Here is a 16,173-nt window from a genome sequence, read left to right as displayed (position 1 = left end):
CCCGTAGCGGCCGATGGCTTGCGCTGGCCTTATCGAACCCACCAGGGTAGATCAGCGACCGGATTCCGCTGCCTGGGGCAACTCTCCGCGCGGCCCCACTGTGCCGGCCACCTCCGGTTCGGCCACAAACCGGTCTCGCCCCGTGTAGAGCAAAAAGTGCCGCCCAGTGCACCGCGCAAATAGCGTCAGATTGACCCGCTGCGCCATCTGGTGGCCCATCTGCGTAACGCCCGAGCGCGACAGCAGGAACGGAATGCCCATCTGCGCGCCCTTGATGACCATCTCGGAAGTCAGGCGGCCGGTGGTGTAGAAGATCTTGTCGCCGCCCTCCATTCCTTCAAGCCACATGAGGCCGGCGATCGCATCCACGGCATTGTGGCGGCCCACGTCTTCGATGAAGTGCAGCAGCCCGCCGCGCGCATCGAACAGCGCACAGCCATGCACCGAACCCGCTTGCTTGTAGATGGACTGCTGCAGGCGGATGGCGTCGACCACGCGATACAGAGTTGTCTGTGTCATGCGCGCGTCGGGCGGCAGATGGATGCCGTCGATCTCGTCCATCAGCGAGCCGAACACGGTGCCCTGCCCGCAGCCGGTGGTCACGGTGCGGCGGGCGGTCTTCTCATCCAGATCGGCAATACCGCCGCGCGTGGTGACGGCAGCGGATTCGGTTTCCCAGTCGACCTGGATGGAGGCGATGTCTTCGATGCTGCCGATCAGGCGCTGGTTACGCAGATAGCCGAGTACGAGCGCTTCCGGGGCACCGCCCAGCGTCATCAGCGTGACCAGTTCGCGCTTGTCGAGGTAGACGGTGAGCGGGCGCTCACCGGGGATGAAGACACTGCGTGCGCGGCCCAGCTCGTCGAGCACTTCAACCTCGTCAAGCAGTGGAACGGAAGCGTTGGTCAATTCAGGGCGCAGCGGCATCAATGTCTTCGTTCAAATAAAAATGCGCACGGCAAGCGTGCGCATGGTGCGGCTGGTACCTGCCCGGGAGCAGGTACCGCGTGCGGGCGATCAGTTCGCCACGATCACGCCGCAGGCGATGCGCCCGCCGGAATTGCCGGTGGGCTGGGTCATGTAGTCGTCTTTGCCTGCGTGGACGACCAGCGCGCGGCCGACCAAGCTGGTGGGCCCAGGCGACAGCGTCACGCCGGAAAGAACGATCGAGCCGACGGCCTTGCCGTTGGCATCGGATTGCAGCATCGGAATGTCGCCGGCGTGGTGTGCGCCGTGACGCGGATCACCGTGCTGCTGGCCGGTCGGGTTGAAGTGGCCGCCAGCGCTATTGCCATCCGCCGACGAGCAATCGCCCTTTTCATGCACATGGAAACCGAACATGCCGTTAGCCGGCAAACCGGAAATATCCACGGCGATGGCAACCCGATTGTCGCCTTGCTGCGCGAGCTTCACGCTGCCTTGCACGGTACTGCCGCTCTTGGGTGCCAGCACGGCCGAGGCCGCCATGGCGCCGTCACCGGCATTCGCCGCCTTGGCCGTCGACGCTGAGTTCGATGCGCAGCCGGCCATCAGGCCGATCGCGGCGAGTGCAATCACGAGTTGCTTCATGTGTCACCTCCAGTCAGGGTTCACTCGGGGAGCGGACGATTGTACTGCCGGATGATGAACACGCAACATTGGCAACAACGTTCACCCTTTGGCCGCCGGTGCAGGTGCAGGAGGCACGGGCGCGACAAACGGCCCCGGGTCAACGCACGGCGCGCCCGGTTGCGTATGCGCAGCCTTGCCGCCGGCCTGGTAGGACGCCGCCACCTTGTCCTGGGCCTTGCATGTCTGGAACGCGGCCACCTTGTCGCCCCAGGCTGCCTTGGCTTTCGCCAGATCCGCCTGTGCCTTCTGTTCTTCCGTCGGTGCCGGCAGCTTGGCGCCGGCCAGTCCGCTTGTCAGGCTCAGCATGGCGGCAGCAAGTGCCATACCTGCGGCGCGGCTCAGAGCAGATGCATGCATGGTGAGGTTCCTTGAATCGGTGGCGGTCGATGGCGTCATGACTTGGCGGGCTGCTCGCTCGGTGCCGGCGGCGCAGGCGGTTGGGTCCGCTGCGCAGGAATCTTGCCGGCCTTGACGTCGTCGTACCACAGCTCGTGGTGCTCTTTCGCCCACGCTTCGTCGACATAGCCGTCGCGCATGGCACGGTAAGCGCCTTCCATGCCGATCGTGCCCATGTAGATGTGGCCCAGCGACATGCAGATCATGCCCACTGCCGCAATGGCGTGAATGACCTCGGCCAATTGCATTGTGCTGCGGTAGTAATCCACGCCGGGGACGATGCGATCGAGCGTCCAGCCCGAGGCCGACAGGACCAGCCCGAACACGACGAGTCCGCCCCAAAACCAGAGTTTCTCGCCGGCATTGAAGCGGTGCGACGGCACTTCGGCGCCGTGCTCGCCGGCAAACATGCCGCCCAGGCTCAGCAGCCATTTCATGTCGCCACTGCGGGGCAGGTTGTCGCGCACCCACATTACGAAGGCCACGATGATGCTGACCGTGAACAGCGGCCCCACCAGGTTGTGGAGATTTTTCAATATGTACGTCAGCCAGCCGAACAACTGGTGCCCAAGGATCGGCAGCAGAAAATGCTTGCCCCACAGCATGACGATGCCCGAGATGCCCAGCGTGACGAAGGAAATCGCCATGGTCCAGTGCACGTAGCGTTCGGTCGGCGTGAAGCGCTCGATCTTGCGGCCGGTAGGCGCTTCCTTCAGGGGAATCGTGCCGCGCCACAGGAAGAACCCCAGGATGAGCAGCGGCACCAGCACCACGAGCCAACCGCCCCACACGGTGATCACGCCATTGCGGAACAGCCGCCATTTCTGCCCCGTGCGCTGGATCAGCACGCCGGCCTCCAGCCCGGGAATGCTGGCGTAATGCGCTTGGTCGGAGTTCACCTCGCGCCAGACGGGCGCGTTGTTTCCGGGGCGCGTGACGCGGCGTGCGGCCTGGTCCCGCGCCTCTTTAGCGAGATCACGCTTCTGGAGATCAAACACATTCTCCGAGACGATGTTGGAGAACGGTTGCGCCGGTTGAACGGCCGGATTGACGGGGGCATTGTTGGCCGCCGGCGCGCTGGCCGGCTGCTGCGCGCTCGCCAACGCCGCCGCTGCGCCGAGCAACACGGCCATCGCAAAGTGCTTCCAGGAAGTGCCCATGGACGAACCTCCGCTCGTACGTGTCATGGCGTCACGGCGTCTTGTTGTACTCGTTCTGATATTGGCCGCGCGCTCGGATCTGGTTCTCCCAGCTCGTGCGGTCACCGGGCGTCCAGTTCTTGGCCATGAACGGATCGCCTTCTGCGCCCTTGTAGGCTGGCGCGTCGTCCTTGCGGCGCGAGGCAAAGGCGGTTTGCGGGCGTTCGCCGCAGGCACCGAGCAACAGCGCGGCGCCAAGGGCGATCAGCAGGCTGGTCGAGCGGGCCCGGGCGGTCATGATTGCGCCCCCGGCGTTGAAGCAGGCGCGGCGGGGGCGGCGGGGGTAGCCGGCGCTGCCTGGCTGCCTTTGCCGTGCCCACCGCCGTAGGCCGTGCCCCACCCGAACAACTCGGCGCCCTTCCCGCGCTTCATGACCCGGTTACGCAGGATGTCGGAAATCACATCGCCATCTCCGCCAAGCAGCGCCTTGGTCGAGCACATTTCCGCGCACAGTGGCAGCTTGCCTTCGGCCAGGCGGTTGCGACCGTACTTCTCGAATTCTTCCTCGCTGCCGTTCTTCTCGGGGCCACCCGCGCAGAACGTGCACTTGTCCATCTTGCCGCGCACGCCGAACGTGCCCTGGCTCGGAAACTGCGGCGCGCCGAACGGGCACGCATAGGAGCAGTAGCCGCAGCCGATGCAGACGTCCTTGTCGTGCAGCACCACGCCGTCTTCGGTGCGGTAGAAGCAGTCGACCGGGCAGACCGCCATGCACGGCGCATCGGAACAATGCATGCACGCCACGGAGATGGATTTCTCCGCGCCGATCATGCCGTCGTTGATGGTGACCACGCGGCGGCGGTTCACGCCCCAGGGCACCTCGTGTTCGTTCTTGCAGGCCGTGGCGCAAGCGTTGCATTCGATGCAGCGCTCGCTATCACAGATGAATTTCATGCGTGCCATGTTGATCTCCCCGTCCTTATGCGAACCGCTCGATCTGGCAGACCGTCGTTTTCGTTTCCTGCATCATCGTCACCGAGTCGTAGCCGTAGGTGGTGGCCGTGTTGACGGCCTCGCCACGGACGATCGGGTGTGCGCCTTCCGGGTAGTAATCGAGCAGATCCTTGCCCTGCCACCAGCCCGAGAAGTGGAACGGGATGAAGGCGTGGTCGACGCCCACGCGCTCCGTCACCAGCGCACGCACCTTGATCTGGGCGCCGGTCGGCGTCTTGACCCAGACGAAATCGTTGTGGCGGATACCACGGTCGGCTGCAGCCTTCGGGTTGATCTCGACAAAGTTCTCCTGCTGCAGCTCGGCAAGCCACGGGTTGGAGCGCGTCTCCTCGCCGCCGCCCTCGTACTCCACCAGGCGGCCGGAGGTGAGGATGATCGGGAATTTCTCGTAGACCTTGTTCTCGATATTGCGCTGCTGCACTGTCTTGTACAGCGTGGGCAGGCGCCAGAAGGCCTTCTTGTCGTCATGCGTGGGGTACTTGGCAACCATGTCGGGCCGCGTCGAATACAGCGGCTCGCGGTGCTGCGGAATGCCGTCTGGGAAGTTCCACACGATCGCGCGGGCCTTGGCGTTGCCGAACGGGTGGCAGCCGTGCTTCATCGCCACGCGCTGGATACCGCCCGACAAATCGGTCTTCCAGTTCTTGCCTTCGGCGGCCTTCTTCTCGGCGTCGGTCAGGTCGTCCCACCAGCCCAGTTTCTTGAGGAACACGTGATCGAACTCGGGGTAGCCTGTCGTCAACTCCGAGCCCAGCGAGAACGAGCCATCTTCGGCCAGCAGGTTGACACCGTCGCGCTCCACGCCAAAGTTGGCGCGGAAGTTGCCCCCGCCCTCCATCACATGCTTGCTTGTGTCGTACAGGTTGGGCGAGCCAGGGTGTTTGAGTTCCGGCGTGCCGTAGCACGGCCAAGGCAGGCCGAAGTAATCCCCGGTGAGGTCGTAGCCTGTTTCGGCGTCCTTGCCGCCCTTGCAGCGCAGCGTGCGCACATCAAACAGATGCATGTTGCGCATGTGAGCTTTCAGGCGTTCCGGCGATTGGCCGGTGTAGCCGATCGTCCAGTTGCCGCGGTTGATCTCGCGCAGGATCGATTCGATCTCCGGCTCGCGCCACGTCATGCCTGCGCGCTTGTATTCGGTGATCTTGTAGTTCTTCGACAGCTCCTTGCCGAAGCCAAGGCGATCAGCAAAGGCCTGCATGATCACGTGGTCGGGCTGCGATTCGAACAGCGGCTCGATGACCTTTTCGCGCCATTGCAGCGAGCGGTTCGATGCCGTGCATGAGCCCGACGTTTCGAACTGCGTGGCAGCCGGCAGCAGATAGACGGCACGATTGGGATTAGGTGGCGTGCCGTCGGCGGCGGGCATGTTGGCCATGGCCGCCGTGGCTGACGGGTATGGGTCGATCACCACGAGCAGGTCGAGCTTGTCGAGCGCACGCTTGATGTCCATCCCGCGCGTTTGCGAGTTCGGTGCGTGGCCCCAGTAAAAGACCGCGCGAACGTTGTTGTCCTGGTCGATCAGCTCGTTCTTCTCGAGCACCGCGTCGGCCCAGCGCGAGACGGTGGTGCCAGACTTTTCCATCATCGCCTGCGAGGCGAAGCGGCCCTTGATCCAGTCGTAATCGAGGCCCCACACGGAGGCAAAATGCTTCCACGCGCCAGCAGCGAGGCCGTAATAGCCGGGCAGCGAGTCCGGATTGGGCCCCACGTCGGTCGCGCCCTGAACGTTATCGTGGCCACGGAAGATATTGGCGCCCCCGCCCGACCTGCCGATATTGCCCAGCGCCAATTGCACGATGCACGATGCGCGCACGATGGCATTGCCGATGGTGTGCTGCGTCTGGCCCATGCACCACACCAGCGTGCTCGGGCGGTTCATCGCCATCATCTCGGCAACCTTGTGCACCTGGGCCTCAGGCACGCCGCACACTTCCTCGACCTTGTCCGGCGTCCACTTGGTGAGCACTTCCTCGCGCACCTTGTCCATGCCGTAGACACGATCGTGGATGTATTGCTTGTCTTCCCAACCGTTCTTGAAGATGTGATACAGCACGCCGAACAGGAAGGCGATGTCGGTACCCGAGCGGATGCGCACGTATTCATCGGACTTGGCGGCCGTACGCGTGTAGCGCGGGTCGACCACGATGACCTTGCAGCCCGTTTCCTTGGCGTGCAGCAGATGCAGCATCGACACCGGATGCGCCTCGGCCGCGTTCGAGCCGATGTACAACGCACACTTGGCGTTCTGCATGTCGTTGTACGAGTTCGTCATCGCGCCGTAGCCCCAGGTGTTGGCCACGCCGGCCACGGTGGTGCTATGGCAGATACGCGCCTGGTGGTCGCAGTTGTTGGTGCCGAAGAACGACACCCACTTGCGCAGCAGGTACGACTGCTCGTTGCTGTGCTTGGACGAACCCACGAAGAAGAATGAATCCGGCCCGGTTTCCTGGCGGATCGTGTTCATCTTGGCGACGATCTCGTTGAGCGCCTGCTCCCAACTGATGCGCTGGTAGCGGCCGTCCACGAGCTTCATTGGCGTCTTCAGGCGGTATTCACCGTGACCGTGCTCGCGCAGGGCAGCGCCTTTGGCGCAGTGCGCGCCCAGGTTGATCGGCGAGTCGAATACCGGTTCCTGGCGCACCCACACGCCGTTCTGCACGACGGCATCCACCGAACAGCCGACCGAGCAGTGCGAGCACACCGTGCGGCGCACGACGATATCGCCCTTGCCTTCGGCGGCCTGGGCCTCCCCCACCACCGATTTCTTCACCAGCGAAAGCTGCGTCGCGGCCAGCCCTGCGCCAACGCCGATACCGGAGCGCTTGAGGAAGGTGCGGCGGTCCATGGTCGGCAGCGCGCCGGCCAGGCTGCGAGCCAGACTGCCGGCAAGCGATGTGGCGCCCTGGCCGTTTGAACGTCGGGCCGGTGCGGCTTTGGTGTCCTGTACCGCCGGTTTGCGGGTCAGAAGCATGAGGTCACCTGAGGATGAGGGGTGCGTGCAATGACGATGGAGTAGCAGCGGCGCGCATGCGGCCGTGTCAGATCCACGTCGTCTTGTAGTACTTGCGAATGTGTTCGCTCAGCCGGTAGCCGGTGGCGCCGTCATCAGCGGCGTCAGCCGGTGGCGTGGCAGTGGCGGCGGGCGCTTGCACCAGATGGCTGGCCGTGGCGGCGGTGCCTGCTGCGGCAGCGGCCACCGCGGCGCCCATCAGGAAGCGGCGGCGCGTGGGGCCGGATTCAGCGGAATCGGCCTCGGGGCGGGCGTGAGGGACGGTGTTCGGACCTGGCATTTCGATGCTCCCCGGCTCATTCAAACCGATGACCGAATGTAATAGGAATTTTTGAACACATTTTAGGAGTAACGGCATGGGAAAACCATGCCTAAAACCCCTCACACAGGGATTTTCCTGACGATTTACCGATGAATTTTTTCAATGAGTACGATTTGAACCGGTCCGCCGTGACGCGGACGGGGCGCGACTCTTGGCCGACCGCTCAATTTTTAGGCAGTCGACCACATTGCGGTCACGCCAATTCCAGCGCGAGCCGCTCGACGTCGAAAAACGCCTTCGCCAATCCCGCCACGTCGGCATAAAAAGCGGCGCGCGGATGCTGCAATACAGCATCACAAGCTGTATCGACCCATGGGGCCAGATGGCGCTGGAAAAAAGCGCGCTGCTCCTCAACGCGGGCAACAGCAACATCGTCCCCGGCGATGAGGTAACGCATGACCTCGCACAGCGTAGCGAGGTGATCTTCGGTTTCCGTGATGCCCTCGGCGCGCTCCAGGCCGTAGCGGCGCAGGTCGTCGCGCAACACCACGAGCGGCTTTTCGTTCATGAAACCGGCCTGGTAGTACGAGCCGTACAAGAACACTTCGGGCTTGCCGACGCCGATAAACAGTTCGGTGTATTCGTCGTCGGCTTGCTCGGCGGTGGTCTTGCCGGCGCGGGCAACAAGCTTTCGCCACGCCTGGGTGAGCGCGCTGCTGGCGGCAGCTTCCGCATCGGCCGGGGCGATAGCGTCGTCGCCTGACGGGTCCAGCGGCGCGGCGGCGATGCGCTGCAGCAAATCAGCGTCGGCCGCGCGGAAGAACAGCGTGGCGAGCAGGCCGTACAGGTCCGCACGGGCGAGATCCTCGGCGCTGTCGGCAGGCGTGGCGGCGGGCTGGAATTGCAGGGGCTGGGCGTCGGTCATGGGATCAGGGATCGGCTTCAATGCGCGGCTTCAATGGGCGGTTTTCAGTGCGGGGCGCCAGGGCGTTCGCCGTGCTGCATCATGTCGATCACGCGGCAATCGCTGCACATCTTGAGACGCTCGGCGGCGGCACCCGAGAACGCCGGATGCGCGCCCAGCTTGGCCAGCATCGTCGTGACCATCTGCGCGGTGCCAAACGGCTTGTTGCAGCGGATGCAGTGAAACGGCTGGGCCTCGTTGAGCGTGATCGATTGGCGAGCTTCGGCCGACAGGTTCAGACGCGGGACAAGGGCGATGGCGCTTTCAGGGCACGTGGTTTCGCACAGGCCGCACTGGACGCAGTTGCGCTCAATCATGGCCAGTACGGGGCGCTCGGCCTGATCCCGCAGTGCCTGCGATGGGCACGCGCCCACGCACGCCATGCACAGCGTGCAGCGTTCGCGGTTCACGGTGATGGCGCCGAACGGTGCGCCGGCCGGCAACGGGAAGACGGCCTCGGTGGCCTTGGCGTGACGCGCGAGATGGTCGAGCGCGAAGTCCAGCGTCTCGCGCTTTGCCGCGGCCACTGCAAAGGTGGCGGCCGCCATGTCACGGCGGAAACCGCGCAGCGGGGCCGATACGTCAGCGCTGCCCAGGCGCGCGTCGAGCGCCACCGCATCCGCCACGTTGATCAGCACCACGCCCGCCTCATCCGCCGGTTCGCCAAGGCCCTGCAGCATGGCCTGCGCCACGGCAACCTGCTCGGCCAGCATCGCGCGGTACTGCGGTGCGTCGTCTTCCGTCAGCAGGATGGCGATGCGCGCGGCGCCGTAAGCCAATGCGGATAGCCATAAGTCCAACCCCGTCGATGCCGCATGGAAGACCTCGACCGGCAGCACATTCACTGGCACGCCCTGGGCGTTGCCGATACGCGCGGCCCGGCCAAGTTGCTCGATCAGCGTGCGGCCGCGCCCACCGTTATGCAGCAGCACTACGGCATCACGCCCACCCGCCGATGCATACGTGCTCAGCAGCGTCTTGAGCTTGCGCCCCTGGTACGGCGCGCTGGGATAGGCATAGGTGATGGCGCCGGTCGGGCACGCGGTCGTACACGCGCCGCAGCCCACGCACAGATTGGGCGTGACGTGCACGCTGCCGCGGCCATCCTTCCACTGCGGCGCAATCGCCGACGCGGAACACACCTGCACGCAAGCGTCGCAGCCCACCTGGCCGTTACGCCCGTGCGCGCAGATGGATTCCTTGTATTGGAAGAACTTGGGCTTCTCGAACTCGCCCACCATCTGCAGCAGTGCCAGCGAAGCGGTCAATTGGCGGCCCGCGTCTGCGCCCGCATGGAAGTAGCCTTGCGGCGGCTGATGCCGCGCAAACGCCGGCGTATCGTTCAAATCGAAGATCAGGTCGAATTGGCCCGATAGTGCCCGGGGTGCCTCCACCCGGCTGAAATCGATGGCCATTGCATCGCCGCACGCCTTGACGCACGCGCGATGGTCGCGGCATCCATCCAGGTCGATCTGGTAAAGCGCGTCGATGGCGCCTTCCGGGCAGACATCGATGCAAGCGTTGCAGTGCGTGCAGCGGTCAAGGTCGATCGGATTGCGGTTGCGCCACTGCACCTCGAACGCGCCAAGCCAGCCGGTCACCTCCTGCAGCTCGCCCGCGTGAACGGGCCAGCGACGCGCCATCGGCGGGGCGAGCGGGCCGCTTGCGCGATCGCGTCCGGTGGCGAGCACCGTCACGCTCAGTTGGTCGGCCAGGCGTTCCGCCCAGGGCATCGCACGCTCAGCCGGACCGACAATCAGCACGTTGCCGTCGGAGCGGTAATCGACCACCGGCACGGGGTCAGGTGCCGGCAACCCAGCGACGGCCAGCAGCGCCGCTGTCTTGGCACGGAAACCACGCGCATCGCGCTTGGCCCCCGCCGACCACCCGCCCGTTTCGCGCACGTTGACGAAATGGATCGGCGCCGTCACGCCCTCGTGCTGCGCGGCCACCTCTGCAAACAACGCCTTTTCCTGCGTGCAGGCGACGATGACGTCTTCCGTACCCTCCAGCGCCTGCGTGAACGCGCCGATCTCGCGGCGGCACAGCAGGTGGTGCGTCTTGCCTGGCGCGTCGACGGCGGCGTCAGACGCGCGCAGGGCGTCGCCCACCGCATCGGCATCGATGGGCATGGTGTGATTGCAACTGCAGAGCAGCGTCGGCATGGATTTGTGCGTGAGCGCCCACGTGCATGGCGCGGGCTGTGGAGACATGGCCGCGCGGTCGTTGCCGCGCGGTACTTTTTTTATTCTACGGACGGCGGCTTAGCGCCGCCATGCGGGGTTGCCTGGGCCGGGTCCTCAACAAGGGGCGACTCGGCATCGGCGGGTTCAGGCGGCGTCTCGCCGGTCACAGCGGGCGAAGCAGGCGAAGCGTCCGATACTGGTTCGATTCCTGCTGGCGCAGCTGCATCCTCTTCTTCCAGCGGCTCGAACAATCGCAATCCCGCCGTATGGCGCAGCTCGCGCAGCATCTCAGGCGGGATGGGGTCGGGCTGCGAATAATCGTCGATGTAGGTATCGAGGCCGTCCATCACATTGAAATGCGGATCGGCAAAGAGCTTCTTGAGCGCGGCACGCTTGACGGCCTCGTCCACGCCATGCGCGACGAAAGGCGCGAAATCATCGGATGGCGTCAGCTTGGCGGCATCTTCCAGCGTGAGCGGGGGTGGCACCTCGGGCGCGGGTTCGACCGTCGACGCTTCGGGCACGACAACGGGCGCCGGCTCGGCGGGCGGGGCCGCTTCCGGTTCGGGTTCGCCCCGCCGCTCTGCTGCCTTGCGGCGTGACCAGCGCGAGAGGAAAGTTTCGTCGCTCACAGCGGCCTCGCTCAGAACTTCGCGCGATCTTCCGGCGGCAGGAACGACTCCGGCCGGCGCCGCTTCTTCGGCTCGGGCCGGTAGTTTTCAGCCACGTACGCCTGCAGCCATTCCAGCGCTGCGGCGTCCAACGGCACATTTTCGACCGTCTCGCCACCGTCGAGCCAGCGGCCAGCCTCGTTGTAGCTCAGCGAAACCGTATGCGGAATCGCCCGGCCCTCGTCGGCCGTACCCGACTCGCCTAGACGCCACAGCACAAACCAGCAGGGCGCGGCGGAAGTCACGTTCAGGTAGTAGCCTTCGGCCTCGTCGCGAAACAGCGTGACGGAGAAGCCGGGCGTGAGCCAGCGCTCGTCGCCCTTTTCATCGTCGGCACGATCCAGGCAGCGCGGTGCGGTGCCGTATTCGCCCAGATCGGGCACGACAGCCTCCAGCCGCCACTGGAACGGCTGCCAACGGCTGGCCGTCGGGCGGCGGCACAGCACCACCGCCACCCGTACGGACGGGCGCTCCGTCTGACGATCGTTGGACAACGGCTCGCTGGCATCCATGGTTTTTCGCTCAGGTGTTCTGCACGACGATCGACGGGAACTTGCTCGTCATGTCCTTCGCCTTCTCGGCCACGGCAATGGCGACGCGGCGCGCGATCTGCTTGTAGACGCCGGCAATTGCGCCGTCGGGATCGGCCACCACGGTCGGGCGGCCCGAATCGGCCTGTTCGCGAATCGACAAGTTCAGCGGCAGGCTGCCCAGGAACGGGACGCCGTATTGTTCGCACATCTTCTCGCCGCCGCCGGCGCCGAAAATGTGCTCGGTATGGCCGCAGTTCGGGCAGCAATAGACCGCCATGTTCTCGACCACGCCGATGATGGGAATTCCCACCTTCTCGAACATCTTCAGACCCTTCTTGGCGTCGAGCAGCGCGATGTCCTGCGGCGTGGTGACGATCACCGCGCCCGTCACAGGCACCTTCTGCGACAGCGTGAGCTGGATATCGCCCGTGCCCGGGGGCATGTCGACGATGAGGTAATCCAGGTCGCGCCAGTTGGTCTGCTTGAGCAGTTGTTCCAGCGCCGAGGTCACCATCGGGCCGCGCCAGACCATCGGATTGTCCTGCTCGATCAGGAAGCCGATCGAGTTGGCCTGCAGGCCGTGCCCCTCCATCGGCTCCATCGTCTTGCCATCTGCCGACTCGGGCTGGCCCTGGATGCCGAGCATCATCGGCTGGCTCGGGCCGTAGATATCGGCGTCAAGAATGCCGACGTTGGCGCCTTCCGCAGCCAGCGCGAGCGCCAGATTCACGGCGGTGGTCGACTTGCCCACGCCGCCCTTGCCGGATGCCACCGCGATGATGTTCTTCACATTCGGCATGAGGTGCACGCCGCGTTGCACCGCGTGCGCGACGATCTTCATCGACACCTGCACGCTCACATTCTCGACACCTTGCACCTTGCGCAGCGCCCCGATGACCAGCTTGCGGATCGGCTCGAATTGGCTCTTGGCGGGGTAGCCGAGTTCCACATCGAGCGACACCTCGCCGCCGTCGACCCGAATGTTGCGCGCCGATTTGGACGACACGAGGTCGCGCTCGGTATTGGGATCCACCACGCCGCGCAGGGCTTCGGTGATCTGTTCGATGGTTACGCTCAACATTTGCTCCACAAATCTAATGCGAATGGGGGACGGGCCAACGGTGACGCGGCATGAACTTTGCGGCGCCCTGGCCACTCTATCTACTGTTTTGCTATTGTATTTTGCCGGCGCGTCGTTCGTCCGATTCTCCCCAATATCCCTCTGATGCGCCGGATATCGGCAAACCCACAAGAACCGATCCCGTTACCCGTAGGAGAAACCATGAAAGCCAAGCTTATTTCCGTCTCGCTGATCGCCCTGCTGGCCGCCGGCTGCGCCACCGAGCAGCAGAACCAGACCGCCATGGGCACCGGCGTTGGCGCGGCCGTGGGCGCTGGCATCGGCGCACTGGTCGGCAACGGCAAGGGCGCCGCCATTGGCGGTGCACTGGGCGCGGCAACCGGTGCAGCCGTCGGCTACAACTGGGGCGCCATCAAGTCCAAGCTGGCTGGCGATACGGCCGGCACCGGCACGCAAATTTCGGAGCAGCCCGACGGCTCGCTCAAGCTGAATATTCCGAGCCAGGTTTCGTTCGATACCGACAGCGCGGTGATCAAGCCGTCGTTCCGCGGCCCGTTGGATAGCGTGGCGCAAACGCTCACGCAACATCCGGAACTGGCCGCCAATGTGGTCGGCCACACGGACAGCACCGGCAACCCCAACTACAACATGACGCTGTCGCAAAAGCGTGCCCAGAGCGTGGCGAACTACCTGACCGACCGAGGCGTGGCCCGCAACCGTCTCTCGGCTGAAGGCCGCGGCCAGAACCAGCCCGTTGCCGACAACGCGACCGAGGCCGGCCGCGCTCAAAATCGCCGCGTCGAAATTTATTTGAAACCAATTCAGGGCTAACCCTGTCATAGAAAACAGGTGCCGCTTGCCACACGTTGCTGGCTCGCGATGCGTGGCTGACCTCCCGGGCGGTACCTGATTTCTCCTCCTTTTCCGTTGTGGAAAGCTGCGCCGGCTCTGACCGGCGCTTTTTTTTTGGCTCACACCATGCGCGGCATCGTGACGCATGGGTCAACCCCACGATCACACCCGCGATTCCGCAGATTGCTCCCTGACGGGCTTGCCGCCGCCGGGCGCGCTAAAATATGCGTTTCTCCGCGCGCCGCGCCCTGTTTGCGGCCCGCCCGCACCTTTCTGGCCTGCCCATGTCCGAACGTCGCATCCTCGTCACTTCCGCACTGCCCTACGCAAACGGACCGATTCACATCGGCCACCTGGTCGAGTACATCCAGACCGATATCTGGGTGCGCTTCCAGCGCATGCGCGGGCATGAGACCTATTACGTGGGCGCCGACGATACGCACGGCACGCCCGTCATGCTGCGCGCCGAGAAGGAAGGCCTCACCCCGCGTCAGCTCATCGAACGCGTCTGGACGGAACACAAGCGCGACTTCGACAACTTCCTCGTCTCGTTCGACAACTACTACAGCACCGACTCCGATGAAAACAAGGAGCTGTGCCAGAGCGTCTACCTCAAGCTCAAGGAAGCTGGCCTGATCGACGTGCGCGAGGTCGAGCAGTTCTACGACCCGGTCAAGGAGATGTTCCTGCCGGACCGCTTCATCAAGGGCGAATGCCCGAAGTGCGGCGCGAAAGACCAGTACGGCGATTCCTGCGAAGTCTGCGGCGCGACGTACCAGCCGACCGACCTGAAGAATCCGTATTCCGTGGTGTCGGGCGCAACGCCAGTGCGCAAGTCGTCGGAACACCACTTCTTCAAGCTGTCTGACCCGCGCTGCGAAAATTTCCTGCGCGAATGGGTGGCCGACCTGGCCCAGCCCGAAGCCACCAACAAGATGCGCGAATGGCTTGGCGACGAAGGTGAGGCCAAACTGTCTGACTGGGACATCTCGCGTGACGCGCCGTACTTCGGCTTCGAGATTCCGGGCGCGCCGGGCAAATACTTCTATGTGTGGCTCGATGCACCGGTCGGCTACTACGCCAGCTTCAAGAACCTGTGCGCTAAGCGCGGCCTTGATTTCGACGCGTGGATCAACGAACACTCGACCACCGAGCAGTACCACTTCATCGGCAAGGACATCCTGTATTTCCACACGCTGTTCTGGCCGGCGATGCTCAAGTTCTCGGGCCACCGCACGCCGACCAACGTGTTCGCCCACGGCTTCCTGACCGTGGACGGCGCCAAGATGAGCAAGTCGCGCGGCACGTTCATCACGGCACAGAGCTACATCGACACCGGCCTGAACCCGGAATGGCTGCGCTACTACTTCGCCGCCAAGCTGAACGCGACGATGGAAGACCTGGACCTGAACCTGGACGATTTCATCGCCCGCGTGAACAGCGATTTGGTGGGCAAGTTCGTCAACATCGCCAGCCGGTCGGCGGGCTTCCTGGTCAAGCGCTTCGAAGGCCGCGTAAGCGACGCCGCACTGGGCCACCCGCTGATGGTGCAGCTGCGCGAAGCCGCCCCGCAAATCGCCGATCTGTACGAAAAACGCGAGTACAGCAAAGCGCTGCGCGCCGTGATGGAGCTGGCCGACGCCGTCAACGCCTTCGTCGACACAGAAAAGCCGTGGGACCTGGCCAAAGACGAAGCCAACCGCGAAAAGCTGCATGCCGCGTGCTCGGTTGCGCTGGAAGCGTTCCGCCTGCTGGCCGTGTATCTCAAGCCGATTCTGCCGACCACCGTCGAGCGCATCGAAGCGTTCCTCAACGTTGAGCCGCTGACGTGGCGATCGATCGATTCGCAACTCTCGTCGGACAAGCCGATCCAGCCGTACTCGCACCTGATGACGCGCGTGGACAAGAAACAGGTGGATGCGCTGGTGGAAGCCAATCGCCAGTCGCTGCAGGCCACCGCAGAAGCACCGGTTGCTGCCGCCAACGGTGTTGCCGCGATCGAGCCGATGGCCGAGACCATCACCATCGACGACTTCGCCAAGATCGACTTGCGTGTGGCCAAGATCGTCGCCTGCCAGCGCGTGGAAGGATCGAACAAGCTGCTGCAGCTGACGCTGGATGTGGGCGAAGGACAAACGCGGAACGTGTTTTCGGGCATCCAGTCGGCATATGCGCCGGAAGATCTTGTGGGCAAGCTGACCGTGATGGTGGCCAACCTCGCACCGCGCAAGATGAAGTTTGGGATGTCGGAGGGGATGGTGTTGGCGGCTTCGGCTGCCGATGAGAAGGCTCAGCCGGGGCTCTATATTCTTGAGCCGCATGCTGGGGCGGTGCCGGGGATGCGGGTGCGTTGATTTGGTTTGATGGGGAGTTGGGCTTAGTGGTCCACCTCCCTTTCGGTCCCGGCAGGGTACGACACGGGGGATGCACCACAAAAAAATCCAGAGCCAAAAA

15 protein-coding genes are annotated in these 16,173 nt (G+C 64.3%); 2 read left to right on the top strand and 13 right to left on the bottom strand.

Annotated elements, in window-relative coordinates:
- Nucleotides 1-51: 51 nt before the first annotated feature.
- The 13 genes from ACTJK4_RS07900 to apbC all read right to left on the bottom strand — a co-directional run bounded on the left by ACTJK4_RS07900 (nucleotide 52) and on the right by apbC (nucleotide 12,864).
- On the bottom strand, nucleotides 52-927 hold the full coding sequence (locus ACTJK4_RS07900; protein ID WP_440817301.1) for a formate dehydrogenase accessory sulfurtransferase FdhD: 876 nt from the start codon (nucleotides 925-927) through the stop codon (nucleotides 52-54).
- A 90-nt stretch (nucleotides 928-1,017) separates the two neighbouring features.
- Nucleotides 1,018-1,569, bottom strand: a complete 552-nt coding sequence (locus tag ACTJK4_RS07895) for a superoxide dismutase family protein (protein ID WP_232040729.1) — start codon at nucleotides 1,567-1,569, stop codon at nucleotides 1,018-1,020.
- An 81-nt stretch (nucleotides 1,570-1,650) separates the two neighbouring features.
- Nucleotides 1,651-1,968, bottom strand: a complete 318-nt coding sequence (locus ACTJK4_RS07890; RefSeq protein WP_260801971.1) for a hypothetical protein — start codon at nucleotides 1,966-1,968, stop codon at nucleotides 1,651-1,653.
- Between the two features lie 35 nt (nucleotides 1,969-2,003).
- Nucleotides 2,004-3,167 (bottom strand): formate dehydrogenase subunit gamma, encoded by a 1,164-nt coding sequence (locus tag ACTJK4_RS07885; RefSeq protein ID WP_260801972.1) that lies wholly within the window; start codon nucleotides 3,165-3,167, stop codon nucleotides 2,004-2,006.
- Between the two features lie 31 nt (nucleotides 3,168-3,198).
- Nucleotides 3,199-3,444 carry a hypothetical protein gene (locus ACTJK4_RS07880; protein ID WP_440817297.1) on the bottom strand — a complete coding sequence of 82 codons (246 nt, stop codon included), beginning with the start codon at nucleotides 3,442-3,444 and terminating at the stop codon, nucleotides 3,199-3,201.
- The gene (fdh3B, locus tag ACTJK4_RS07875; RefSeq protein ID WP_232040733.1) at nucleotides 3,441-4,109 is read right to left on the bottom strand and encodes a formate dehydrogenase FDH3 subunit beta; all 669 of its coding nucleotides are present in this window, start codon (nucleotides 4,107-4,109) and stop codon (nucleotides 3,441-3,443) included. The genes ACTJK4_RS07880 and fdh3B overlap by 4 nt, the downstream gene beginning before the upstream one ends.
- A gap of 16 nt (nucleotides 4,110-4,125) precedes the next feature.
- Nucleotides 4,126-7,131 carry a molybdopterin-dependent oxidoreductase gene (locus tag ACTJK4_RS07870; protein ID WP_260801973.1) on the bottom strand — a complete coding sequence of 1,002 codons (3,006 nt, stop codon included), beginning with the start codon at nucleotides 7,129-7,131 and terminating at the stop codon, nucleotides 4,126-4,128.
- Between the two features lie 67 nt (nucleotides 7,132-7,198).
- Nucleotides 7,199-7,450 (bottom strand): ubiquinol-cytochrome c reductase iron-sulfur subunit N-terminal domain-containing protein, encoded by a 252-nt coding sequence (locus ACTJK4_RS07865; protein WP_260801974.1) that lies wholly within the window; start codon nucleotides 7,448-7,450, stop codon nucleotides 7,199-7,201.
- Between the two features lie 235 nt (nucleotides 7,451-7,685).
- Nucleotides 7,686-8,357 carry a TorD/DmsD family molecular chaperone gene (locus ACTJK4_RS07860; protein WP_232040736.1) on the bottom strand — a complete coding sequence of 224 codons (672 nt, stop codon included), beginning with the start codon at nucleotides 8,355-8,357 and terminating at the stop codon, nucleotides 7,686-7,688.
- Nucleotides 8,358-8,401: 44 nt separating this feature from the next.
- Complete coding sequence (locus ACTJK4_RS07855) at nucleotides 8,402-10,561, bottom strand: 4Fe-4S binding protein (protein WP_440817293.1); 2,160 nt, start codon at nucleotides 10,559-10,561, stop codon at nucleotides 8,402-8,404.
- Between the two features lie 80 nt (nucleotides 10,562-10,641).
- Nucleotides 10,642-11,214 (bottom strand): DUF3306 domain-containing protein, encoded by a 573-nt coding sequence (locus ACTJK4_RS07850; RefSeq protein WP_433864998.1) that lies wholly within the window; start codon nucleotides 11,212-11,214, stop codon nucleotides 10,642-10,644.
- 11 nt (nucleotides 11,215-11,225) lie between these two features.
- Nucleotides 11,226-11,765 carry a DUF3305 domain-containing protein gene (locus tag ACTJK4_RS07845; protein WP_316869999.1) on the bottom strand — a complete coding sequence of 180 codons (540 nt, stop codon included), beginning with the start codon at nucleotides 11,763-11,765 and terminating at the stop codon, nucleotides 11,226-11,228.
- A 10-nt stretch (nucleotides 11,766-11,775) separates the two neighbouring features.
- On the bottom strand, nucleotides 11,776-12,864 hold the full coding sequence (gene apbC / locus ACTJK4_RS07840; protein WP_232043039.1) for an iron-sulfur cluster carrier protein ApbC: 1,089 nt from the start codon (nucleotides 12,862-12,864) through the stop codon (nucleotides 11,776-11,778).
- A gap of 204 nt (nucleotides 12,865-13,068) precedes the next feature.
- Between apbC and ACTJK4_RS07835 the strand changes: the two genes are divergently transcribed.
- Both ACTJK4_RS07835 and metG read left to right on the top strand, forming a co-directional pair.
- The gene (locus ACTJK4_RS07835; protein WP_232040740.1) at nucleotides 13,069-13,698 is read left to right on the top strand and encodes an OmpA family protein; all 630 of its coding nucleotides are present in this window, start codon (nucleotides 13,069-13,071) and stop codon (nucleotides 13,696-13,698) included.
- A 305-nt stretch (nucleotides 13,699-14,003) separates the two neighbouring features.
- Entirely contained in the window at nucleotides 14,004-16,073 is a 2,070-nt protein-coding gene (metG, locus tag ACTJK4_RS07830) for a methionine--tRNA ligase (RefSeq protein ID WP_440817288.1), read from the top strand.
- The last annotated feature ends 100 nt before the right edge of the window (nucleotides 16,074-16,173 follow it).

Origin of the sequence: Ralstonia sp. 22111 (assembly GCF_052045895.1) — a bacterium.
GTDB lineage: Bacteria > Pseudomonadota > Gammaproteobacteria > Burkholderiales > Burkholderiaceae > Ralstonia > Ralstonia wenshanensis.
Note: the sequence above shows the minus strand (reverse complement) of the source record. Positions and strands in the feature narration are given on the sequence as shown.